Origin of the sequence: Burkholderia sp. GbtcB21 (assembly GCF_019091065.1) — a bacterium.
GTDB lineage: Bacteria > Pseudomonadota > Gammaproteobacteria > Burkholderiales > Burkholderiaceae > Burkholderia > Burkholderia pyrrocinia_C.
Genome location: NZ_JAGXKA010000023.1, coordinates 24,629 through 45,412, shown reverse-complemented (window position 1 = coordinate 45,412; position 20,784 = coordinate 24,629). Strand labels below are relative to the sequence as shown.

19 protein-coding genes, 1 tRNA gene and 1 pseudogene are annotated in these 20,784 nt (G+C 66.8%); 11 read left to right on the top strand and 10 right to left on the bottom strand.

What is annotated here, in order from left to right:
* The first annotated feature begins 138 nt into the window (after positions 1–138).
* Positions 139–867 (top strand): phosphonate utilization associated transcriptional regulator, encoded by a 729-nt coding sequence (locus KVT39_RS33125; RefSeq protein WP_072437625.1) that lies wholly within the window; start codon positions 139–141, stop codon positions 865–867.
* 94 nt (positions 868–961) lie between these two features.
* Here KVT39_RS33125 and KVT39_RS33120 read toward each other — a convergent pair whose 3' ends face one another.
* Both KVT39_RS33120 and KVT39_RS33115 read right to left on the bottom strand, forming a co-directional pair.
* Positions 962–2,350, bottom strand: coding sequence for an FAD-dependent oxidoreductase (locus KVT39_RS33120; protein ID WP_217591037.1), 1,389 nt, complete (start codon positions 2,348–2,350; stop codon positions 962–964).
* A 74-nt stretch (positions 2,351–2,424) separates the two neighbouring features.
* A pseudogene (locus KVT39_RS33115) lies at positions 2,425–2,643 on the bottom strand (2-aminoethylphosphonate--pyruvate transaminase); the annotation flags it as partial.
* 202 nt (positions 2,644–2,845) lie between these two features.
* On the opposite strand from KVT39_RS33115, the gene phnA reads away from it, so the two are divergent.
* Together phnA and phnY are read left to right on the top strand one after the other, a co-directional pair.
* Positions 2,846–4,084 (top strand): phosphonoacetate hydrolase, encoded by a 1,239-nt coding sequence (gene phnA, locus KVT39_RS33110; protein ID WP_217591036.1) that lies wholly within the window; start codon positions 2,846–2,848, stop codon positions 4,082–4,084.
* 29 nt (positions 4,085–4,113) lie between these two features.
* Entirely contained in the window at positions 4,114–5,568 is a 1,455-nt protein-coding gene (phnY, locus tag KVT39_RS33105; protein WP_217591035.1) for a phosphonoacetaldehyde dehydrogenase, read from the top strand.
* A gap of 89 nt (positions 5,569–5,657) precedes the next feature.
* On the opposite strand, the gene KVT39_RS33100 is transcribed toward phnY, so the two are convergent.
* A complete protein-coding gene (locus tag KVT39_RS33100) occupies positions 5,658–5,933 on the bottom strand; it encodes a hypothetical protein (RefSeq protein WP_034179383.1) in 276 nt (91 codons plus the stop codon).
* Positions 5,934–6,257: 324 nt separating this feature from the next.
* On the opposite strand from KVT39_RS33100, the gene KVT39_RS33095 reads away from it, so the two are divergent.
* Genes KVT39_RS33095 through KVT39_RS33085 form a run of 3 tightly spaced genes read left to right on the top strand, consistent with a single transcriptional unit; the run spans position 6,258 to position 8,490 of the window.
* The gene (locus KVT39_RS33095; protein ID WP_105389493.1) at positions 6,258–7,040 is read left to right on the top strand and encodes an amino acid ABC transporter substrate-binding protein; all 783 of its coding nucleotides are present in this window, start codon (positions 6,258–6,260) and stop codon (positions 7,038–7,040) included.
* A 14-nt stretch (positions 7,041–7,054) separates the two neighbouring features.
* Positions 7,055–7,735: an amino acid ABC transporter permease gene (locus tag KVT39_RS33090; protein ID WP_034179381.1), complete on the top strand. Its 681-nt coding sequence runs from the start codon at positions 7,055–7,057 to the stop codon at positions 7,733–7,735.
* Positions 7,732–8,490 (top strand): amino acid ABC transporter ATP-binding protein, encoded by a 759-nt coding sequence (locus tag KVT39_RS33085; RefSeq protein ID WP_034179380.1) that lies wholly within the window; start codon positions 7,732–7,734, stop codon positions 8,488–8,490. The genes KVT39_RS33090 and KVT39_RS33085 overlap by 4 nt, the downstream gene beginning before the upstream one ends.
* A 24-nt stretch (positions 8,491–8,514) precedes the next feature.
* Here the strand turns inward: KVT39_RS33085 and KVT39_RS33080 are convergent, their stop codons facing one another.
* Complete coding sequence (locus KVT39_RS33080) at positions 8,515–9,330, bottom strand: alpha/beta fold hydrolase (protein ID WP_175749054.1); 816 nt, start codon at positions 9,328–9,330, stop codon at positions 8,515–8,517.
* Between the two features lie 81 nt (positions 9,331–9,411).
* Between KVT39_RS33080 and KVT39_RS33075 the strand changes: the two genes are divergently transcribed.
* Positions 9,412–10,026 carry a CGNR zinc finger domain-containing protein gene (locus KVT39_RS33075; RefSeq protein ID WP_175749053.1) on the top strand — a complete coding sequence of 205 codons (615 nt, stop codon included), beginning with the start codon at positions 9,412–9,414 and terminating at the stop codon, positions 10,024–10,026.
* A 49-nt stretch (positions 10,027–10,075) separates the two neighbouring features.
* On the opposite strand, the gene KVT39_RS33070 is transcribed toward KVT39_RS33075, so the two are convergent.
* Together KVT39_RS33070 and KVT39_RS33065 are read right to left on the bottom strand one after the other, a co-directional pair.
* Positions 10,076–11,128: a DUF3592 domain-containing protein gene (locus tag KVT39_RS33070; RefSeq protein WP_217591034.1), complete on the bottom strand. Its 1,053-nt coding sequence runs from the start codon at positions 11,126–11,128 to the stop codon at positions 10,076–10,078.
* Positions 11,129–11,315: 187 nt separating this feature from the next.
* Positions 11,316–11,391: transfer RNA gene (locus tag KVT39_RS33065), tRNA-Lys, on the bottom strand.
* 190 nt (positions 11,392–11,581) lie between these two features.
* Here KVT39_RS33065 and KVT39_RS33060 point away from each other — a divergent pair.
* Both KVT39_RS33060 and KVT39_RS33055 read left to right on the top strand, forming a co-directional pair.
* Complete coding sequence (locus KVT39_RS33060; protein WP_034179365.1) at positions 11,582–11,986, top strand: PaaI family thioesterase; 405 nt, start codon at positions 11,582–11,584, stop codon at positions 11,984–11,986.
* An 8-nt stretch (positions 11,987–11,994) separates the two neighbouring features.
* The gene (locus KVT39_RS33055; RefSeq protein WP_105389496.1) at positions 11,995–12,861 is read left to right on the top strand and encodes a patatin-like phospholipase family protein; all 867 of its coding nucleotides are present in this window, start codon (positions 11,995–11,997) and stop codon (positions 12,859–12,861) included.
* A gap of 49 nt (positions 12,862–12,910) precedes the next feature.
* Here the strand turns inward: KVT39_RS33055 and KVT39_RS33050 are convergent, their stop codons facing one another.
* Positions 12,911–13,924 carry a D-2-hydroxyacid dehydrogenase family protein gene (locus KVT39_RS33050; protein ID WP_034179363.1) on the bottom strand — a complete coding sequence of 338 codons (1,014 nt, stop codon included), beginning with the start codon at positions 13,922–13,924 and terminating at the stop codon, positions 12,911–12,913.
* 425 nt (positions 13,925–14,349) lie between these two features.
* On the opposite strand from KVT39_RS33050, the gene KVT39_RS33045 reads away from it, so the two are divergent.
* Positions 14,350–15,399 carry a LysR family transcriptional regulator gene (locus tag KVT39_RS33045; RefSeq protein WP_034179362.1) on the top strand — a complete coding sequence of 350 codons (1,050 nt, stop codon included), beginning with the start codon at positions 14,350–14,352 and terminating at the stop codon, positions 15,397–15,399.
* Between the two features lie 130 nt (positions 15,400–15,529).
* Here the strand turns inward: KVT39_RS33045 and KVT39_RS33040 are convergent, their stop codons facing one another.
* From KVT39_RS33040 to dprA, 3 genes are all read right to left on the bottom strand, one after another.
* A complete protein-coding gene (locus tag KVT39_RS33040) occupies positions 15,530–18,154 on the bottom strand; it encodes a DNA topoisomerase III (RefSeq protein ID WP_217591033.1) in 2,625 nt (874 codons plus the stop codon).
* A 193-nt stretch (positions 18,155–18,347) separates the two neighbouring features.
* Positions 18,348–18,728, bottom strand: a complete 381-nt coding sequence (locus tag KVT39_RS33035) for a thioredoxin family protein (protein ID WP_034179360.1) — start codon at positions 18,726–18,728, stop codon at positions 18,348–18,350.
* A 36-nt stretch (positions 18,729–18,764) separates the two neighbouring features.
* Entirely contained in the window at positions 18,765–20,093 is a 1,329-nt protein-coding gene (gene dprA, locus KVT39_RS33030; RefSeq protein WP_254640719.1) for a DNA-processing protein DprA, read from the bottom strand.
* A gap of 185 nt (positions 20,094–20,278) precedes the next feature.
* Between dprA and def the strand changes: the two genes are divergently transcribed.
* Complete coding sequence (def, locus tag KVT39_RS33025; protein ID WP_034179358.1) at positions 20,279–20,782, top strand: peptide deformylase; 504 nt, start codon at positions 20,279–20,281, stop codon at positions 20,780–20,782.
* Positions 20,783–20,784 lie beyond the last annotated feature (2 nt).

Genomic DNA, 20,784 nt, shown 5'->3' with positions numbered 1-20,784 from the left:
TGCCGGATGAACCCCGGCAGGTGGAACTGGTTTTTGGAAACTGAAGACTGTTGACAATGTGTCGGGCCGAGGGTATAGAAGGTCATTCGCCGATATGGCGCCCTCGTTTTCACCCGCAGCCCCGCTGCCTGTCCGACCATGACTGCCCCGAACACGCTCAGTGCCATCGAACTCCTGCAAAGCCAGTCGCTCGCGATGATCGTCCAGGACATGCTCGAGCGCGCGATCGTCTCCGGCGAATACGTACCCGGCGAGAAGCTCAACGAAGTCGAGATCGCGACGAAGCTGAACGTGTCGCGCGGCCCCGTGCGCGAAGCGTTCCGCGCGCTGGAGCAGGCCGGACTGCTGCGCAACGAGAAGAACCGCGGCGTGACCGTGCGCGTCGTGCCGCTGCGCGAGGCCGAGGAGATCTACGAAGTGCGCGCGATGCTCGACGAGTCGGTCGCGCGCGCGCTCGCGAAGCGCATCTCGCCCGACACGCTGAAAGTGCTGAAGGGCATTATCCAGTCGATGAAGGGCGCCGCGAAGTCGCACGACGTCACGCGCTATACCGAGCTGAACGTGCAGTTCCACGACGCGATGGTCGTCGGCGTCGGCAATACGCACCTGACCGACACCTACCGCCGGCTCGTGCGTCAGCTCGGGCTGCTGCGCCAGGCCGCGATCGAGGCCGAGGAAGATGCGATCGCGGTGTCGGCGGCCGAGCACGACAAGATCGTGCAGGCGCTCGCGAGCGGCGACGAGGAGAAGGCCGTCGCGCTGGTGCGCGAGCACGTCGCGCATGGCCTCGCGCGGATGCGCCGCACGCACGAGCAGGGGCTGCCGGTAGCGGGCAAGGCGGCGCGGGAGAAAACCGCGCGCGCTTGACGCAGCCGCAAGAGTCGCCGCATAAGAAGCAAAGGGACGCCTCGCAGCGTCCCTTTTTCATTGCGACGTTACCGTCGTCGCGTCGAACGCATCGTCACGCCTTGTCGGCCTTCCCGGCCGCGCTCGCGAACTTCGCGAGCCACGTATCGACGGCCGACGGCTGCCGGTTCTCGTCCTCCGCGCGCTCCTTGCGGCGGATCGCGTTGCGCACGACGTGCGCGCCGACATAGCGGATCGGCTCCGGCGGGAAATGGCCGAGCGGGCCGCGCACGATCGGGCTGCGCGTCCACGCGTTGTCGAGGCCGAGCACGAGCGACGACAGGATCTGCCCGCCCATGTAGGTCGGCCCGACGCCGTTGCCCGAATAGCCGAAACCGTAGAACACGTTCGGCGCGCCGTCGAAGCGGCCGAAGAACGGGAAGCCCGTCACCGAGCGGTCCGACGGGCCGTTCCAGCTCGCGGTGATCGGCACGCCCGCGAGCGACGGGAAGAATTCGCGCAGGCCTTGCGTGAGCTGCGCCTCGTACGGCGAGCGCCGGTCGAACACCGGCGCGATGCGGCTGCGCCACGAGAACGTGTTGCCGCCCTTGCCGAGCATCAGCCGCCCGTCGGCCGTCGTGCGGTAGTAGTAGACGAAGATCCGCGAATCGAGCACCGACACGCCGTCCACGAGCCCGGTCTTCTCGAGCAGCTCCGGGCATTTCTCGGTGATGACCATATCGCTCGACACGACCGCGATCGTGCGCTCGAACTGCGGGAAACGGCTCGCCATCCACGCGTTGATCGCGAACACGAGCTTGCCCGCCGTGACGCTGCCGGACGGCGTGCGCACGACGGCCGGCTGCCCGAGCGTGAAGTCGAGCATCGGCGTGCGTTCATGGATCCGGATGCCCATCGCGAGCGCGACGCGGCGCAGCCCGCGCACGAGCTTGCCGGGATGCACGGTCGCGGCGATCGGCGAGTAGACGCCGTCGAGATTGCGCGCGGAGCCCGAGCGGCGCGCGACTTCGGCGGGCGGCAGCGGCTCGTAGCTGTGGATGCCGCATGCGGCGAGCGCGGCGAGCACCGGCGCGAGCGTGCCGACCTGCGCGCGCGACGTCGCGGTGTACAGCGTGCCGTCGAGCCGCAATTCGGCGTCGATGTCGTGCGCGCGGCAGAAATCGGCGATGTGCCGGACGGCCGCTTCCGACGCCTTCACGAGCCGGATCGCCTCGGCTTCGCCGAACAGCCGCCGCAGCGTCAGGAATTTCGCGGACCACGTGAGCAGGCAGCCGCCGTTGCGGCCGCTCGCGCCGGCGCCACACAGGTCGGCTTCGAGGATCGCGATGTCGAGCGCCGGGTTCTGCTGCTTCGCCTGGATCGCGGTCCAGAGCCCGGTGAAGCCGCCGCCGACGATGCAGACGTCGGCCTGCGTTGCGCCCTGCAGCATGGGGGCGAGATCGCCGTCGTTGAACAATGCTTGTTCGATCCAGAAGGGTCGCATCGAGTGGTTCTTCGTGCATGGAAGGAAAACATCGCCGCCGCGTGGCGGCGCGCGGTCGGTTGTATCGCGTCACGTCAGGCCACCGTCTCGGCCGACACACGGCTCACGCCCATCGCCCGCAGCGTGTCGGCGATCGCGATGACGGCGCCCGGAATGCCGGCCTCGTCAACGTCGCCGATGCAGCCGACGCGGAACGTCTCGACTTCGGTCAGCTTGCCCGCATACGGAATGTAGCCATGCTTTTTGACCTCCTGATAAAACCGTGTGAAGTCGTAGTTCGGTTCATCTTCAGCCCCCTTGACTGAGACGCCGCGGCACGCGGCGGATGAGTTGAGATCAGCCTCTTTTTCACTGCGCTGCTTTGCTTTCTGTTCTCTGCATGTTGTTGACAATCTACAAATCATCAACTTTAATGTCAAGCATCGAAAACACCTCCCTTCGGCGCGGCGCGGGCGCCGACGGCTCAACCCCGTCGAACTGAAAGGAATGAACGTCATGACTGGAACGCCTGATTCCGTGGAAGTGAACGGCCGCCGCTACAACTGGATGAGCCGGCCCGTGGTGGTGGTCTGCGTCGATGGCTGCGCATCCGAATATCTGGAAGAAGCGGCCGAGGCCGGCGTCGCGCCGTTCCTGCGCACGCTGCTGAAACCCGGCACGGCGCTCAAGGGCGAATGCGTGGTGCCGAGCTTCACGAACCCGAACAACCTGTCGATCGTTACCGGCGTGCCGCCCGCGATCCACGGGATCAGCGGCAACTACTTCTACGATCGCGACACCGGCGCCGAGGTGCTGATGAACGATCCGAAGTACCTGATCGCGCCCACCGTGCTGGCAACCTTCGCCGAACAGGGCGCGCGCGTCGCGGTCGTCACCGCGAAGGACAAGCTGCGCCGCCTGCTCGGCAAGGGGCTGAAGGGCATCTGCTTCTCGTCGGAAAAGGCCGACGAAGCGAGCCTCGAGGAAAACGGCATCGACAACGTGCTGGAGCTCGTCGGCAAGCCGGTGCCGAGCGTGTACAGCGCGGATCTGTCGGAGTTCGTGTTCGCGGCCGGCGTACGCCTGCTCGAGACGCGGCCGATCGACCTGATGTACCTGTCGACGACCGACTACGTGCAGCACAAGTGCGCACCCGGCACGCCCGGCGCGAACGCGTTCTACGCAATGATGGACAAGTACCTGCGGCGCCTCGACGCGCTCGGCGCGATCGTCGCGATCACGGCCGACCACGGGATGAATGCGAAGCACGACGCCACCACCGGCGAGCCGAACGTGATCTACCTGCAGGAGCTGTTCGACGAATGGCTCGGCCACGACGCGGCGCGCGTGATCCTGCCGATCACCGATCCGTACGTCGTGCACCACGGCGCGCTCGGCTCGTTCGCGACCGTCTACGTGCCGGCGTCGGCCGATGTCGATGCGCTGTGCGCGCGTCTTGCGGCGGTGGATGGCATCGAGATCGTGCTGACGGGCGCCGAGGGCTGCGCGCGCTTCGAACTGCCGCCCGAGCGGATGGGCGACCTGATCGTGATCTCGAAGCAGGACGTTGTGCTCGGCACGCGCCGCATCAGGCACGACCTGTCGGGGCTCGACGTGCCGCTGCGCTCGCACGGCGGGATCTCCGAGCAGATCGTGCCGCTGATCTTCAGCAGGCCGGTCGCCGCCGACGTCACGGGCCGCGCGCGGCTGCGCAACTTCGACATCATCGACATCGCGCTCAACCATCTGCAGTGATGCGCACGCATCCGCAAGGGAACACACTCATGAACGTCATTGCAGCCTCGACGGCCGTCCGCGAGATTCGTCGCGAAGCACTGCGAATCGACGGCGAACGGATTCATCGGGACGCGGTGATCGACGTGCGCAACCCGTACGACGGCTCGCTGGTCGGCACCGTGCCGAAGGCGACGCTGGAAGACGTGCGGCGCGCATTCGCGGTCGCGCGCGCGTACCGGCCGACGCTCACGCGCCACGAGCGTGCGGCGATCCTGCGCCGCGCGGCCGACATCGTGCGCTCGCGCACCGCCGGGATCGCGGCGCTGATCACGGCCGAGGCCGGGTTGTGCATCAAGGATTCGACGTACGAAGCGGGCCGCGTGGCCGACGTGCTGACGTTCGGCGCCGGTGAAGTGCTGAAGGACGACGGGCAGATCTTCTCGTGCGATCTGACGCCGCACGGCAAGAAGCGCCGCGTGTACACGCAGCGCGATCCGCTGCTCGGCGTGATTTCCGCGATCACGCCGTTCAACCACCCGATGAACCAGGTCGCGCACAAGATCGTGCCGTCGGTCGCGACCAACAACCGGATCGTCGTGAAGCCGTCGGAGAAGGTGCCGCTGTCGTGCTACCTGTTCGCCGACATCCTGTACGAAGCCGGCCTGCCGCCGCAGATGCTGCAGGTGCTCACCGGCGACCCGACGGAGATCGCGGACGAACTGATCACGAACCCGGCGATCGATCTGATCACGTTCACCGGCGGCGTATCGATCGGCAAGTCGATCGCCGCGCGGATGGGTTACCGGCGCGCGGTGCTCGAACTCGGCGGCAACGATCCGATCATCGTGATGGAAGACGCCGATCTCGACGAAGCGAGCACGCTCGCGGTGTCGGGCTCGTACAAGAACTCGGGGCAGCGCTGCACGGCGATCAAGCGGATGCTCGTGCACGAAACGGTGGCCGATCGATTCACGGAGCTCGTTGTCGAGAAGACGCGCGCGTGGTCGTACGGGAATCCGTCGGATCCGTCGGTCGACATGGGCACCGTGATCGACGAAGCGGCCGCGAAGTTCTGCGAGCAGCAGGTGAACGACGCGATCGCGCGCGGTGGGCGGCTGCTGGTCGGCAACGTGCGCGACGGCGCGCTGTATTCGCCGACGGTGATCGATCGCGTGACGCCCGACATGCCGCTGGTGAAGCATGAAACCTTCGGCCCCGTGTCGCCGATCATGCGCTTTCGCGACATCGACGAAGCGATCCGGATGTCGAACAGCACCGACTATGCGCTGTCGTCGTCGGTCTGCACGAACCGCTTCGACAACATCACGCGCTTCATCACCGAGCTGGAAGTCGGCAGCGTGAACGTGCGCGAGGTGCCGGGCTACCGGCTCGAGCTGACGCCGTTCGGCGGCGTGAAGGATTCGGGGCTCGGCTACAAGGAAGGCGTGCAGGAAGCGATGAAGAGCTTCACGAATACGAAGACGTATTCGCTGCCGTGGTGAGCGGCGCGTGATGCGGACGCGCCGGCTCGAAGGCCGGCGCGCGAAATTTCCCTCGACGGGATGCGGCCGCGACGGCCGTCAGGCGACGTTCAATCGCCCTCGTCGTGGTGGTGATGACGCCAGCCGCGATGCCAGCCGTTGTCATGCCGGTAGTAGCGGTAACGGTAGTCGCCGTAGTACGGGCCGTAATAGACGGGTGCCGGCTCGTACACGACGGGCGGCGGCGGCGCGTAGTAGACAGGCGGCGCTTCGATCACGGGCCCCGGCACGCCGAAATACACGCCGATGTCGGCACGCGCGAATGCGCTTGCCGACAGGCAGGCGGCCGCGATACCGAGGGCGCTGGACAACAGGATGCGTTTCATTTGCCGTTCCCTCCGTTCGCGGGCGGCAAGGCCCGCGAGCAATCGGTTCACCTGTCTTCATGGTATGTAGTGCGTGCCGAATGGGTGATACCGCGTTGTCGTTTCTGTAACCACCGGTAACGAATCGTCCGACGATTGCCGCGCCGTATCGCGACGGATTTCGTCTGCGGAATGCGTGGCTGGCCGGCGCGTTATTCGACGCGCTCATATCGTTAGCGGATTTGCGTTTTTGCCGGGCATCGGCGCGTCGGTAGAATTCGCGGACCTCTCGCGCGGCCGCTCGGGCCGGCGGGTTACTCCCTTCCATCGTTCGGGGTCCGCACCATGAAATTCATCCGCTCCATTCTGCTCGTCGCGCTGCTGCAGGCCGTCGCGGCCACGAGCGCATTCGCCGCCGACGATCTCGCGCAGATCAAGTCGTCCGGCGTGTTCCGGGTCGGCACCGAAGGCACGTACGCGCCGTTCACGTACCACGACGAAACGGGCAAGCTGACGGGCTTCGATGTCGACATCGCCACCGCGATCGCGCAGCGCCTCGGCGTGAAGCCGCAATTCGTCGAAGGAAAGTGGGACGGGCTGATCGCGGGCCTCGACGTGAACCGCTACGACGCGGTCGTCAACGAAGTGTCGATCACCGACGCGCGCAAGGCGAAATACGCTTTCTCGTCGCCGTACATCACGTCGCACGCGGTGCTGATCGTGCGCACGGACAACACGACGATCCGCTCGTTCGACGACCTGAAGGGCAAGAAATCCGCGAACACGCTGACGAGCAATTTCGGCAAGCTCGCGGCGTCTCACGGCGCGGACGTGGTGCCCGTGCAGGGCTTCAACGAATCGATCGACCTGCTGACGTCCGGGCGCGTCGACGCGACGATCAACGATTCGCTGTCGTACCTCGATTTCCGCAAGCACAAGCCCGACGCGAAACTGAAGATTGCCGCGACCGACACGACCGGCGCCGGCGACGCGTCGGGCGTGCTGCTGCGCAAGGGCAGCCCCGACCTGGTGGCCGCGATCGACAAGGCGCTCGCGGACATCAAGTCGGACGGCACCTACGCGAAGATCTCGCAGAAGTACTTCGGCCGCGACGTGTCGCAGCCGTGACGCGAGGCTGAACGATGCCGCCCTGGCTGCACCTGATGGCGGAATCGCTGCGGCCCCTGCTTTACGCGGGGCTCGTGTTCACGGTTCCGCTCACGCTCGCGTCGTTCGCGATTGGCCTGTTGCTCGCGTTCGGCGCGGCGCTCGCGCGGCTGTTCGGGCCGCGCTGGGCACAGGCCGTCGTGCGCTTTTATATCTGGCTGTTTCGCGGCTCGCCGTTGCTCGTGCAACTGTTCGTGATCTTCTACGGGCTGCCGAGCGTCGGCATCGTGCTCGATCCGCTGACCGCCGCCGTGATCGGCTTCTCGCTGAATGTCGGCGCGTACAACGCCGAGGTGATCCGCGGCGTGATCGAATCGATCCCGAAGGGGCAGTGGGAGGCCGCGTACTCGATGGCGATGACGCGCGCGCAGGCGCTGCGCCGCGCGATTCTGCCGCAGGCCGCGCGCGTCGCGCTGCCCGCGCTGTCGAATTCGTTCATCTCGCTCGTGAAGGACACGTCGCTCGCGGCCGTGCTGACGGTGCCCGAGATCTTCCAGGCCGCGCAGCGCATCGCGGCCGTGACCTACGAGCCGCTGATCCTCTATACCGAAGCCGCGCTGATCTACCTGCTGTTCAGTTCGGTGCTCTCCACGCTGCAACGTCGCCTCGAAATTCGTTTCGGCCGTCACGCGTTGTTCCAGGCGGAGTTGCGATGATTCGTCTCGAACGCATCGACAAGTCGTTCGGCGCGCACCGCGTGCTGAGCGCGATCGACCTCGCATTGCAGCCGGGCAGCGTGACCGCGCTGATCGGGCCGTCCGGCAGCGGCAAGAGCACGCTGCTGCGCTGCGTGAACCTGCTCGAAGTGCCCGAGGCGGGCACGCTCACGGTGGGCGACGCGCGCGTCGACTTTGCACCGGCGCGCCGGCCGTCGCGCGACGCCGTGTTCGCGGTGCGCCGGCAGACCGGCATGGTATTCCAGAACTTCCAGTTGTTTCCGCACCTGAGCGTCGTGCAGAACGTGATGGAAGGGCTCGTGACCGTGCAGCGCTGGCCGCGCGAGCGTGCGCGCGAACGGGCGCTCGCGCTGCTCGACAAGGTCGGCATCGCGGACAAGGCCGACGCGTGGCCCGCGACGCTGTCGGGCGGCCAGCAGCAGCGCGTCGCCATCGCACGCGCACTCGCGCCGTCGCCGCAGGTGCTGCTGTGCGACGAGCCGACGTCGGCGCTCGATCCCGAGCTGTCCATCGAGGTGGTCGAGGTGCTGCGCCAGCTCGCTCGCGAAGGCACGACGATGCTGATGGCCACGCACGACCTGCGCCTGGCCGCGTCGATTGCGCACGATGCGGTGTTTCTCGCAGATGGCCGCATCGTCGAAGCCGGTGCATCGCGCGACCTGTTTAGCCAGCCGCGCGATCCGCGCACCGCGAAGTTCATCGCGACGCTCGCGCAAGGCGTGCCGGCATTCTGACGCGATACGCGATTCCTGCGGTGCTCAGCCCGGCGCTTGCCCGTCGAGCACCGCTGCGACGATCGCCTCCGGCGCATCTTCCTGCACGAGATGGCCCGCGCACGGCACCCGGATCAATTCGCCGTTCGCGATGCGATCGGCGAGCGCCTGTCCCTGTTCGAGCGGAATCCACGCATCGTCCTCGCCCCACACGATGCGCACCGGAAAGTCCGGTGGTGCATAGCGAGCCTCCGCTTCCTCGATGTAGCGCTGGCGCATCTGCGCGATCTGGCGATAGAACGCGGATTGTCCGGCCGGCGTGAGCCACGGCGAACGGTAGATCGACAGCGCATCGTCGCTCAGTGGCCGTGCCACGGCATTGCCGATGTAGGCCGATACGAGCGCGTGATGCGCATACGCCGGCAACTCGGTGAACGCGGCTTCGTGCTGCGCGACGTGGCGCACGAACGGCGAGCCCTGCGGCGCGATCGCGACCGGGTTCACGAGCGTGAGGTCCGCATACGCGATGCCGTCGAGGAAGTGCGCGCGCAGTACGGTCGCACCGCCGTAGTCATGCGCGAGCACACGCGGGCGCGCAATTTTCCATTCATCCAGCATCGCGCCGAACAGTACGTTCTGGCGGCCGAGCGACACATCCGCATCCGGCATGTCGGACTGGCCATAGCCGAGCAGGTCGTAGAAGTACACGCGATGACGCCGCGCGAGCCACGGCGCGATCCGGCGCCACACCTGCGATGAAAACGGCGTGCCATGAACGAGCACGAGCGGCGGGCCTTCGCCGAACGCTCCCCATGCAATCCGGTGGCCTTCGAACATGAAGCGGTTGGCGAGTTCGAGCATCGGCATCTCCGTGATAACCTGTTTTTGCTGTAAACAGGTTACTCCGGATTGCCCGGACATGAAACCGATAGGTGCAAATAAATGGTTACTCGATACGAGTCTGCGCGACACGCGCACGAATGGGGCGCGGCCGATTTCGTCGGCGGCCATCCGGCGCTCGACTTCCTGAACACGGTGGCCGATACGGGCAAGACGCGCGACGAGGACAAGCTCGTCGACTGGCCGGCCGTGCGCGCGTGGGCCGAGCAAGCGGGATTGCTGGCGCCGGCCGATCTGGCGCGGCTTCTGCGTCATGTGCGGCAGGACGGCCCGGACGAGCTGGTGGCGCTGCATCGTTTTCGCGAGGATGCCTACGCCGCGATCGTGCACCTGACGGCCGGAGGCGGCGGCAGCGCCGGTGCGCGTGCGACGGACCGGCTCGCCGTGGCGATCCGCGAAGCGATCGGGCGCAGTGCGTTCGATGCGGTCGACGGCCGGTTCGCGTGGCGGCCCGACGCGCGCGCCGCGTCGCGCTGGGTCGATGCGGCCGCGCTCGGTTTCGAGCATCTGCTGCGCAGCGACGATTTCGCGCGCGTGCGGCAGTGCGGCCGTTGTACGTGGTTCTTCGTCGATCGCGGCCGCGGCGTCGGGCGGCGCTGGTGCGACATGCGCACGTGCGGGAATCGCGCGAAGGTGGAGGCGTTCAGGGAACGATGAAGCGCGCGCCGTTACGGTTGCCGCGCCGCGCGCGGCCGGCGCGCGAGCGTCATTGAGCGGCTTCGTGCGGCCGATGGTCCGGCCATAGCGTCGCGGCGACGAACAGCCCGGCCGCGAGGAACGGCGCGCCGATCGCGAACAGGATGGCCGTGAGGCCCCAGCGATCCCAGAAGAGGTCGACGACCGCGCGCTCGGGGGTGACGGGGTCGTACAGCACGTTGACCGCTTCGCCTTCGCGCAGGCCCGGATGCGACGACGCCGCGCCCAGGGCGAACGTGATCTGGCGCCCGCTGTCGGTCGTGAACGCGACGATTGCCGAATACAGCGACGTGCGCGGCCGGGGCGACCGCGCGTTTTTCGCGATCTCGACGACATGGCCGGTCGAGTGCGCATAGTCGCGGACGATCTGCCACTGACGCAGGCCGGCAGCGCCGGCGCCGGCGAGGAAGCCCGTGCCGATCGCGATCGGAATCAGCACGATCGCGATATCCCAGCGGCGCCGCGCCTGCTTGCGTGCGGCGGGGGCCGGCGGCGGGTCGGATGGCCGGTGGCGGCGGCGCTCGGCGGCGATCAGCAGGCCGCCGATCGCGAACGACGCGATGGCGAGCAGCGCCGGCACCGCAACCGGAAACCAGCGTTGCGCGAAATCGTCGATCAGTGCGGGGCGGTCGGGATGGGCCGGATCGAGCAAGATGTCGACGCTCTCGCCGATGTCGTACGCGGGGACGGTCGACGCGGTATTGCCGGCGATTTCGCGGCGCTGGCCGTCGTTCGCGAGGTAGGCGACGATCGGCCGGTATGCGCGCATCGCGTCGCTGTCCTGCACGATGCGCACGACCGTGCCTGGCGCGCGGACCAGATGAGCGGTCGCGCGGCCGCTCGTGGCCGCGAGTACGGCTGCGAGCACGAGCAGCACGACGCCGAGCGCCAGCGCGGCGAGTGCGTCCTTACCGGGCATGACCGAATCCGGCTGGTGTGTCGCGCGGCGGATTCGGGTGCGATCGGGTGAATGGCGTGTCCCGACGGACAGGCCGATATCGGCGCAACCAGGCCCTCTGAATGGTCGCGTCTCGTTCACATGCTTCCATGTATGACGTCCCATGTTCTCTCTGTGCCGGCGGGCAAACGACGGTACCTGCGCCGGTCGTGTGATATTTGTCGGACGATTCTAGCGGAAACGGTGCGGAAGGGGCGTGCGGATGTGTGCCGCTGGAGGGAGCGCGCCACGAACGTGGCGTGCGGAAATGAAAAAGGCCGGTCAGCTTTCGCTGACCGGCCTTTTGAAATCCTGGTGGGGCGTGAGTGACTCGAACACTCGACCTACGGATTAAGAGTCCGCTGCTCTACCAACTGAGCTAACGCCCCCAACAGAAAAAAGATTATGCACGTGTTTCATGGGCATGGCAAGCCCTTTGTGCAAATTTCTCGAAAATATTTCGTCACGCCAACGGCGGCTGCCGACGCGGTGACGAGCGGTCGCAGTTTGCGCGCTCCCGGTATGATGACGCCACACGTGTTGCGCGGCGGTCGCGCAACGTTTTCTGGACATTCGAAGATGGACGAAAACGCAGTCCGCGAATTGCTGGATCGCCTGCTGGCCCCGTGGGTCCGCTCGCTCGGTCTGGTCCCCGTGTCGATCGGCGACGACAGCGTCACGATGCGCCTGCCGTTTTCCGGCGAATTCCGCCATTCGGGTGGCGTGATCTGCGGCCAGGTGTTCACGGCGGCCGCCGACACCGCGATGGTCGTCGCGATCTCGGCCGCGCTCGGCGAGTTCCGGCCGATGACCACCGTGTCGCTGAACACGAACTTCATGCGCCCCGTGCGCAAGGGCGACGTGCACGTCACCGCGCGCGTGTTGCGGATGGGCCGCAACCTCGTGTTCGGCGAAGTCGAGCTGTTCGACGAGGACGGCAAGATGGCCGTCCACGCGACGTCGACCTACGCACTCGTCAGCTGAGCGGCGCGATGTTCGACCAGATCGTCTTTGCGGGTGGCGGCAATCGCTGCTGGTGGCAGGCCGGCTTCTGGGACGTCGTGCAGCCGGCCCTCGGGCTGCGCCCGCGCGTGATCACCGGCATCTCGGCCGGTGCGGCGACCGCGTGCATGCTGTATACGCGCGACGCCGCGTGGGTGATGCGCTATTACGAAGAGGCGCTGCGCCACAACCGGAAGAACGCGTACTGGGGCAACCTGTTCGGGCGCGAGCCCGTGTTTCCGCATTACCGCATCTACCGTCAGGCATTGCTCGACATCTACGGCGAGCCGTTCGCGAAGCTTGCCGAGGCGCCGGAGATCCGCATCGGCGTATCGCACGTGCCGCGCTGGCTCGGTGCGCGCAGTGCGGTCGCTGCCGGCCTCGTCGCGTACAACATCGAGAAATATGTGCGCAAGACGCTGCACCCGACACTCGGGCGCACGCTCGGCTTTCGGCCCGAGTTCGTGCGCGCGCAGGCCTGCACGCAAGTCGACGAACTTGCCGACCTGATCCTGCAGTCGTCCTGCACGCCGCCGTTCACGCCGGTGCTGCGCCGCAGCGGCCGGCCCGTGCTCGACGGCGGGATGGTCGACAACGTGCCGGTCGACGCGCTCGACCCGTCGCCGGGCGACGTGCTGGTGCTCGTCACGCGGCTGTATCCGCGCCCGCAGATGTTCACGGTCGCACACGGCGAGCAGCGGCGGCTGTACGTACAGCCGTCGAGCAAGGTGCCGATTTCGAGCTGGGATTACACGAGCCCGTCGCAGATGCGGCATGCGTACGACCTCGGGCGGCGCGACGGCGAGCATTTCCTCACGCGCGTCGGTGCGATGACGGGCGGCCGCGTGGCCGCCTGATGGCGGGGAATGGAGCAGCGGGGCCGCGCGGCGTGCGCAGCCCGCGCGATCAGCGCTTGCGGATCGGCGTCAGCGCTTCCGGATTGGCGACGCTCGACATGTCGCCGTCGTCGAATGCGAGGATGTTCCTGAACGCCGCGCTGAAATAGAGCTCGTAGCTCTCGCGCTCGACATAGCCGATGTGCGGCGTGCAGATCACGTTCTCCATCCGCAGCAGGCTGTAGCCCTGCAGGATCGGCTCGCTCTCGAACACGTCGATTGCGACCATCCCCGGACGGTTGTGCGACAGTGCGTTGACGAGTGCGTTTTCCTCGAGCAGCTCCGCGCGGCTCGTGTTGACGAGCAGCGACGTCGGCTTCATCCGCATCAGGTCTTCCTGCTTGACGATGCCGCGCGTGTCGTCGTGCATGCGCAGGTGCAGCGACAGCACGTCGCTCTGCTCGAACAGCGCCTCGCGGCTCTCGGCGGCCGTGTAGCCGTCGGCGCGCGCGGCTTCGAGCGAATGCTCGCGGCCCCAGATCAGCACGTTCATCCCGAACGCCTTGCCGTAGCCGGCGACGAGCCGGCCGATCTTGCCGTAGCCCCAGATGCCGAGGGTCTGGCCGCGCAGCACCTGGCCGAGGCCGAAGTTAGGCGGCAGCGCCGACGTCTTCAGGCCCGACTGCTGCCATGCGCCCTGCTTCAGGTTCGCGACGTACTGCGGAATGCGGCGCTGGGCGGCCATCACGAGCGCCCAGGTCAGCTCGGCGGGCGCGACCGGCGAACCCGTGCCTTCGAGCACCGCGATGCCGCGGTCGGTACACGCTTCGAGATCGATATGGCTCGAGACGCGACCGGTCTGGCTGATCATGCGCAGGTTCGGCAGCTTGGCGAGCAGTTGCGACGAAATCGGGGTCCGTTCACGAATCAGCACGAGCGCCTCGACTTCCGCCAGACGGCTTGCGAGCTGTCCCAGGCCGCGCACCGTATTGTTGAAGACCTTCACGTCGTGGCCGGCAAGCATCTCGAAGCAGTTCAGCTTGCGGACGGCGTCCTGGTAGTCGTCGAGGATGGCAATTTTCATGGTGAACGGGTGTCGCGCGTTGAAAGCGGCAGTGGCGGCGGCGCACGTCGCGCACTCGCCCGCCCGGCCGGGGCCGACATGATGCTACGTCGGCCGCGTTCGTGGTGTCTTTTTAACAGGTTGTTACGCTCCGCCGCAATTGGCGGCAGCCGCATCCGGCGCCGCTCGCGTGCGGTGCGCAAGGGTGCGCTGCTGTGCCGCATCAAATACGTCTTTCCTGATTCGGCCGTTTACTCGACGAGGTTCACCCAATTGTTGTTCCAATCAGAATAATTGGATCAACCATCCGCAAATGGCGAGGATTTTTGACTATTTTTATCGTCAACCGGTGCCTTGTTGAGCAACTCTGCATCATTTCCGCTGTCGTAGGAGAATTACGCATTTGCTTCATCTTTTTGAAGTTGTAACAGCGGCAGGAGTCGTTTATGGATCATTTGCAGTCGATGCGCGTGTTCGTCAAGGTTGCAGATCTCGGCAGTTTTGCGCGGGCCGCGAGTGCAATGGATATTTCCAACGCGGTTGCGACGCGTCACGTCGCCGATCTGGAAGGCCGGCTCGGCACGCGTTTGCTGAACCGCACCACACGCAGCCTTTCCCTGACGGAGTCGGGCCAGGTCTATCTGGAGCGTGCTCGCCAGATCCTCGATGAGCTCGAGGACGTCGAGCAGATGGTCGTCGCGCGCAATCACGAGCCGGTCGGCACGCTGCGCATCGTCGCGCCGGTCGTGTTCGGCCTGCATAACCTCGCGCCCGTGTTGCAGACGTACACGGAGAATTTCCCGAAAGTGGTGCCGGATCTCACGCTGGTCGACCGGCAGGTCGATCTCGTCGAGGAAGGCTTCGACGTCGGCATCGTCGTCACGCGCCAGATGCGCAGCGCGAGCATCGTCACACGGCGGCTGACCACGGGCTGCATGACCGTGTGCGCGACGCCGAGCTATCTGGAGAAGCACGGCGTGCCGACTCACCCGGAGCAGCTCGTCGCGCACCCGAGCCTGAGCCTGCCGGCCGAATACTGGGGCGACGAGCGCGTGTTCACGGGGCCGGACGGCGAAGTGCGCGTGCGCCCGACCAACGTGATCGTCGCGAACAACACCGCGATGCTGCGCCAGTTCGCGCTGCTCGGGATGGGCGTCGCGATCCTGCCGAGCTACCTGATCGGCAGCGACATCGCGCGCGGCGCGCTGGTGCGGCTGCTGCCGGATTTCCGGCTGCCGCAGGTCGAAATCAACATCGCCTACCCGAGCCGGCGCCATTTGCCCGCGAAGGTGCGCACGTTCATCGACCACCTCGTCGAGTATTTCAGCCACTCGACCGATGCGACGATCGGCGAGCAGTGGGCCGCGCAGGGTGCGACGCTCGCGCCGATCGGCGTCGAGACGCGTGCCGAGCAGCCCGAATCGGCCGACCCGAACCTGTCGCCGCGCCTGCCGCGTTCGACACGCACGCGCGTCGCGGTGCCGTCGCCGCTGTAACGGCGCGACGGCCGGGCGGCGGTTGCCGCCGGCACAAAGAAAAAACGCGGATCGAGCGATCGATCCGCGTTTTTTTTCGGCTGCCTGCCGGCGCCCGGTACGCCGGGGGGAAGCCCCGGCGGCCCGGCTGTTACGAGCCGGTCTTGCGCGCCGTCGTCTTGCGGGCGGCAGTCTTGGTCGCTGCGGTCTTGGCAGCGGTCTTGCGGGCCGGTGCCGGTTTCTCTTCGGCGCCTTCCGTTACGGTTTCGGCATCCTTCGTCGCCGATTTCGCCGTCTTCTTCGCGGCAGCGGCCTTCGGTTCCTTCTTCTCGAACTCGAAGCCGATCTTGCCGTCCGGTTGCTTCACGAGGAACGCCTTGAAGTTGCGGCCCGTGCGCGACGACTTGAAGTTCGGCAGCAGATCCGTGCGGCCGTCGGCGAGCAGCTTGCCCATCTGCTCGCGCGTGATTTCCTGCTGCAGGATCACCTTGCCCGAGCGGAAGTCGCAGGTCTTCGGGTTCGCAACCGAGTGCTCGCACACGTAGCTCATCCCGTGCTCGAACACGCGGCCCTTGCACTTCGGGCACGCGCCGACCGGCTCCTGCGCGGAGAAGTCGGGCGCTTCGCCTTCCTCGCCGCCCTGGTCCTGGCCGAAATCGAACTCGAGCTTGTAGTTCTTCGTCTCGTCGTCGAAGGACAGCTTGAGGATCGCCGAGAACGGGCGGCCCATCTTGCTGCGGAACCCGGACAGCGGGCCGATTTCCTTCTTCTGCAGCAGCTCCTCGACTTCGGGAATCTCGAACTGCCGGCTGCCCGGGATCTTCGAGATCGAGAACTCGCACTTCGTGCACGCGAAGCGGCGGTAGTTTTCCTTCACCTGGCCGCCGCAGTTCGGGCACGGCGTCTCGAGCGTCGCGTAGTCGCCGGGAATCGTGTCGGAATCGTATTCCTTCGCGCGCTTGACGATCTGCTGCGTCATGCGGGCGATTTCCTGCATGAACGCGTCGCGCCCGAGGTTGCCGCGCTCCATCTGCGACAGCTTGTATTCCCATTCGCCGGTGAGTTCCGGCGCGGTCAGTTCTTTCACGCCGAGCCCGCGCAACAGCGTCATCAGCTGGAATGCCTTCGCGGTCGGGATCAGCTCGCGGCCTTCGCGCAACAGGTATTTCTCGCCGAGCAGGCCTTCGATGATCGCCGCGCGCGTGGCCGGCGTGCCGAGGCCCTTCGCGGCCATCGCCTCGCGCAGCTCGTCGTCCTCGACGAGCTTGCCCGCGCCTTCCATCGCCGACAGCAGCGTCGCTTCCGAGTAGCGTGCGGGCGGCTTCGTCACGAGCGCGACGGCGGCGATTTCGTCCGTCTTCACCTTCTCGTCCTTCTGCACCGGCACGAGGTTCGCGTCCGCGCCTTCGGCGTCGCGGCCGTACACCTGCAGCCAGCCCGGCTCGACGAGCACCTTGCCCTCGGTCTTGAAGTGATGGCCGGCGACTTCGGTGATCCGCGTCGTGACGCGGAATTCGGCCGCCGGGAAGAACACGGCGAGGAAGCGCTTCACGACCAGGTCGTACAGCTTCTGCTCCGGCTCGGACAGCGACTTCGGCGCCTGCAGCGTCGGGATGATTGCAAAGTGGTCGCTGATCTTCGAATTGTCGAAGATCCGCTTGTTCGGCTTCACCCAGCCCTTGTCGAGCACCTGCTTCGCATGCGGCAGGTAGTTGTTGCTCTCCTTGAGCATCTCGAGCGTGGACTCGACCGTCGAAAGGTAGTCTTCCGGCAGCGCGCGCGCGTCGGTACGCGGGTAGGTCAGCACCTTGTGCTTTTCATACAGTGCCTGCGCGAGGCCGAGCGTGTTCTTCGCGGAGAAGCCGAAGCGGCCGTTCGCCTCGCGCTGCAGGCTCGTCAGGTCGAACAGCAGCGGCGACAGCTGTGTCGACGGCTTCGATTCCTCGGAGACCGTGCCGACCTTGTCGCGACATGCGGCGACGATCGTTTCGGCAGCCGGCAGGCTCCACAGGCGGGAGTCGCGCTTTTCCGGGTCGAATTCGTCGCGCTTGAATTTCGGGTCGTACCACTTGCCTTCGTAGAAACCGCCCGCGCACGCGAATGCGGCCTTCACTTCCCAGTAGTCGCGCGGGATGAAGCGGCGGATTTTCTCTTCGCGTTCGACGACGATCGACAGCGTTGGCGTCTGAACGCGGCCGACTGTCGTCAGGAAGAAGCCGCCGCCCTTGCTGTTGAACGCGGTCATCGCGCGGGTGCCGTTGATCCCGACGAGCCAGTCGGCTTCCGAGCGGCAGCGTGCGGCGTCGGCGAGCGGCTGCATGTCCGTGTCGCTGCGCAGGTTCGCGAAACCGTCGCGGATCGCCTGCGGCGTCATCGATTGCAGCCACAGGCGCTGGACCGGCTGCTTCGCCTTCGCGTGCTGCGCGATCAGGCGAAAAATCAGTTCGCCCTCGCGCCCCGCGTCACATGCGTTGATCAGGCGGTCGACGTCCTTGCGCTTCATCAGTTTGGTGAGCACCTTGAGGCGCGACTCGCTTTTTGCGATCGGGTTCAGGTCGAAATGCGGGGGGATGACGGGCAGATGCGCGAAGCTCCATTTCCCGCGCTTGACCTCGTACTCTTCCGGAGCGGCGATTTCGAGCAAGTGGCCGACAGCGGACGAAAGGACGAATTCGTCGCTCTCGTAGTATTCGTCATGCTTGGTAAAGCCGCCCAAAGCGCGTGCGATGTCGTTCGCGACAGAAGGCTTTTCCGCAATGATCAGTGCTTTGGACATGACAGGTGTGTGATGGTAGACCGGGGTCGCCGGTTGTGGGTCCCTTTAACGACCGCTTTATAGCACACGCCGAAGCGACGGCGGCTCGGCGTGTAAAAAGCGGCCCATCATAGAGGGGGGCTGCAACGGCGGCAAGCGCCCGGCGCGGCGGGGCGCGCAAACGCGCGAAAAACCGCCGGGCGGGCGCGCGAATTCAGGCTTCGACGTTCAGGACGTTGCGCAATTTCGGTGCGTGCGGCGCACCGGGTACCGCGCTCAGGTCGGACAGCATTCGTTCGACGATCGCCGCGTGCGGCAGCACCGTGCCGAAGAAGCGTGCGGTGTTGGCATCCTCGATCAGGATCGTCGGGAAGTTCTCGACGTCGAGATCGTCGAGGCGGTCGGCATGCGTTTCGATGTCGATCCAGGCGAAGCAGGCGTCGGGATGCGCGTCGGCGAGCTGGTCGAAGGCCGTCCGGTAGTCGCGGCACGTGCCGCACCACTGGGCGCACAGGCAGGCGACGAGCAACGTGCCGGGATCGGCGAGGCGCTCGGCGATCCGATCCGCATCGGTGTCGAGATTCAGCGCGGGCATGGATTTCCTTGAATATCGTCGGCGGCGCGGCCGCCCCTATTCGGGGAAATGTAGCACGCCGCGCGCAGGCGGGGTGGGGGCCGCGTCAAGCCGCGCGAAGCGTCCGCCGGGGAGGCTCGCGACGCGACCGGCCAGTTCGAGCGCGAGCAGCGCGCGGTGCAGCGCGTCGTCGGACAGGCCGCTGTGCTCGGCGAGCCATTCGTATGTGACGGGGCCGTATCCCAGTGCGGCGAGCACGGCCTGCTCGGACGGGGTGCAGGGCGACGGAGGCGGTGATGCTTCGATTCGGGCTGGCGCGGCGGCCGGAACGGAACGGGGCGCTTCCATGATGCCGGCGCAGGCGCGCTGGCCGGAGGCTTCGGTTTCGCGAACCTCGTCGGGATTCGCGTGCCGAATTCCGGGGCACGCCGCATCGGTCGTCGGTTCGCCCAGCCCGTATTCCTCGAGAATGTCGAGCGGCGCCGCCGTGAGCTTCGCGCCGTCGCGGATCAGCGCGTGGCAGCCCTGCGCGAGCGGGGCGTGGATCGAGCCCGGCATCGCGAACACATCGCGCCCCAGTTCGTTCGCGAGCCGCGCGGTGATCAGCGAGCCGGAGCGCGGGGCGGCTTCGACGACGAGCGCGCCGATCGCGAGCGCCGCGATCAGCCGGTTGCGCTGCGGGAAATGCGCTGCGCGTGCCGGTGTGCCGAGCGGCCATTCCGACAGGATCGCACCGTGCGCGGCGATCTCGTGGGCGAGTGCGCGGTGCCGCGCCGGATAGACGAGATCGGCGCCCGTCGCGATCACCGCGACCGTGCCCGACCGGCCGTCGAGCCCGCCGCGATGCGCGGCGCCGTCGATCCCGAGCGCGAGGCCCGACACGATCGGGAGCCCCGCGTCGGACAACTCGCGTGCGAAGCGCGTCGCGTCGGCGAGCCCCTGCGGCGTCGCGTGGCGGCTGCCGACCACGGCGACGCTGCGTGCGTGCAGCAGGTCGAGCCGGCCCTTTACATATAGCAGCGGCGGCGGGTCGTGCAGGTCGCGCAGCCGCGGCGGGTAGGCCGGATCGTTGAGCGTGACGAGCGCGTTGCCCGGCGCATCGAGCCAAGCCAGCGCGGCGTCGGTGCGCGCATCGAGATCGTCGCGTTCACTTGCGCGCACGGCCTGCGCGGCGGCGGGGCTGCTCACGGCGGCAATGGCCTGGTCGGACGCGCGCAGCAGCGCCGCCGGCGAGCCGAACGCGTCGAGCAGCGCCTGCAGTACGGCGGGTGCGAGGCCGGGCGCGTGCCCGAGCTGCAGCCACGCGCGCAACGCGGAGGTGGTCAGCGCTTGAGGCGACATGAGGCTGCCCTCGAACGCGACGGCCAGCGGACCGCGTGGCGCCATGATAAAATTTTCATCATCCGAAATACTCGACAGGGCCGTGCGCGCAGGCGCCCGGCCAATTGCAGGAGGCGCGATCCGCGGCATTGATACGCCGCGCATCCGCCTCATCTTCATTGCATCGCGGCGGCGGCGCCAGCCGGCCGGATGGCCGATGCGGCACGCCGCGCCACCGAATACCGAACACCATGGCTTTGCTCAACATTCTTCATTACCCCGACAAGCGGCTGCACAAGGTCGCCAAGCCCGTCGACAAGGTCGACGACCGGATCCGCAAGCTCGTCGCCGACATGGCCGAGACCATGTACGCGGCGCCCGGCATCGGCCTTGCAGCCACGCAGGTCGACGTGCACGAGCGCGTGATCGTGATCGACGTTTCCGAGGAAAAGAACGAGTTGCGCGCGTTCATCAACCCCGAGATCGTCTGGTCGAGCGACGTGAAGCAGATCTATGAAGAGGGCTGCCTGTCGGTGCCCGGCATCTACGACGAAGTCGAGCGTCCCGACCACGTGCGCGTGCGCGCGCTCAACGAGCAGGGCGAGGCCTTCGAGCTCGACTGCGAGGGCCTGCTCGCCGTGTGCGTCCAGCACGAGATGGATCACCTGATGGGGCGCGTGTTCGTCGAATACCTGTCGCCGCTCAAGCAGACGCGCATCAAGACGAAGATGAAGAAACTCGAACGCGCGATGTGACG

What these genes read in the sequence shown, in the direction of transcription:
- KVT39_RS33050 (WP_034179363.1), bottom strand. Translation starts at nt 13,924, where the DNA reads ATGAAAATTGCCATCCTCGACGACTACCAGGACGCCGTCCGCAAGCTG.
- KVT39_RS33040 (WP_217591033.1), bottom strand. Translation starts at nt 18,154, where the DNA reads ATGTCCAAAGCACTGATCATTGCGGAAAAGCCTTCTGTCGCGAACGAC.
- KVT39_RS33085 (WP_034179380.1), top strand. Translation starts at nt 7,732, where the DNA reads ATGATTCGTCTCGAACGCATCGACAAGTCGTTCGGCGCGCACCGCGTG.
- KVT39_RS33060 (WP_034179365.1), top strand. Translation starts at nt 11,582, where the DNA reads ATGGACGAAAACGCAGTCCGCGAATTGCTGGATCGCCTGCTGGCCCCG.
- phnA (WP_217591036.1), top strand. Translation starts at nt 2,846, where the DNA reads ATGACTGGAACGCCTGATTCCGTGGAAGTGAACGGCCGCCGCTACAAC.
- dprA (WP_254640719.1), bottom strand. Translation starts at nt 20,093, where the DNA reads ATGGCGCCACGCGGTCCGCTGGCCGTCGCGTTCGAGGGCAGCCTCATG.
- KVT39_RS33120 (WP_217591037.1), bottom strand. Translation starts at nt 2,350, where the DNA reads ATGCGACCCTTCTGGATCGAACAAGCATTGTTCAACGACGGCGATCTC.
- KVT39_RS33055 (WP_105389496.1), top strand. Translation starts at nt 11,995, where the DNA reads ATGTTCGACCAGATCGTCTTTGCGGGTGGCGGCAATCGCTGCTGGTGG.
- KVT39_RS33070 (WP_217591034.1), bottom strand. Translation starts at nt 11,128, where the DNA reads ATGGGACGTCATACATGGAAGCATGTGAACGAGACGCGACCATTCAGA.
- KVT39_RS33075 (WP_175749053.1), top strand. Translation starts at nt 9,412, where the DNA reads ATGGTTACTCGATACGAGTCTGCGCGACACGCGCACGAATGGGGCGCG.
- KVT39_RS33045 (WP_034179362.1), top strand. Translation starts at nt 14,350, where the DNA reads ATGGATCATTTGCAGTCGATGCGCGTGTTCGTCAAGGTTGCAGATCTC.
- KVT39_RS33035 (WP_034179360.1), bottom strand. Translation starts at nt 18,728, where the DNA reads ATGCCCGCGCTGAATCTCGACACCGATGCGGATCGGATCGCCGAGCGC.
- def (WP_034179358.1), top strand. Translation starts at nt 20,279, where the DNA reads ATGGCTTTGCTCAACATTCTTCATTACCCCGACAAGCGGCTGCACAAG.
- KVT39_RS33125 (WP_072437625.1), top strand. Translation starts at nt 139, where the DNA reads ATGACTGCCCCGAACACGCTCAGTGCCATCGAACTCCTGCAAAGCCAG.
- KVT39_RS33095 (WP_105389493.1), top strand. Translation starts at nt 6,258, where the DNA reads ATGAAATTCATCCGCTCCATTCTGCTCGTCGCGCTGCTGCAGGCCGTC.
- KVT39_RS33090 (WP_034179381.1), top strand. Translation starts at nt 7,055, where the DNA reads ATGCCGCCCTGGCTGCACCTGATGGCGGAATCGCTGCGGCCCCTGCTT.
- KVT39_RS33100 (WP_034179383.1), bottom strand. Translation starts at nt 5,933, where the DNA reads ATGAAACGCATCCTGTTGTCCAGCGCCCTCGGTATCGCGGCCGCCTGC.
- phnY (WP_217591035.1), top strand. Translation starts at nt 4,114, where the DNA reads ATGAACGTCATTGCAGCCTCGACGGCCGTCCGCGAGATTCGTCGCGAA.
- KVT39_RS33080 (WP_175749054.1), bottom strand. Translation starts at nt 9,330, where the DNA reads ATGCTCGAACTCGCCAACCGCTTCATGTTCGAAGGCCACCGGATTGCA.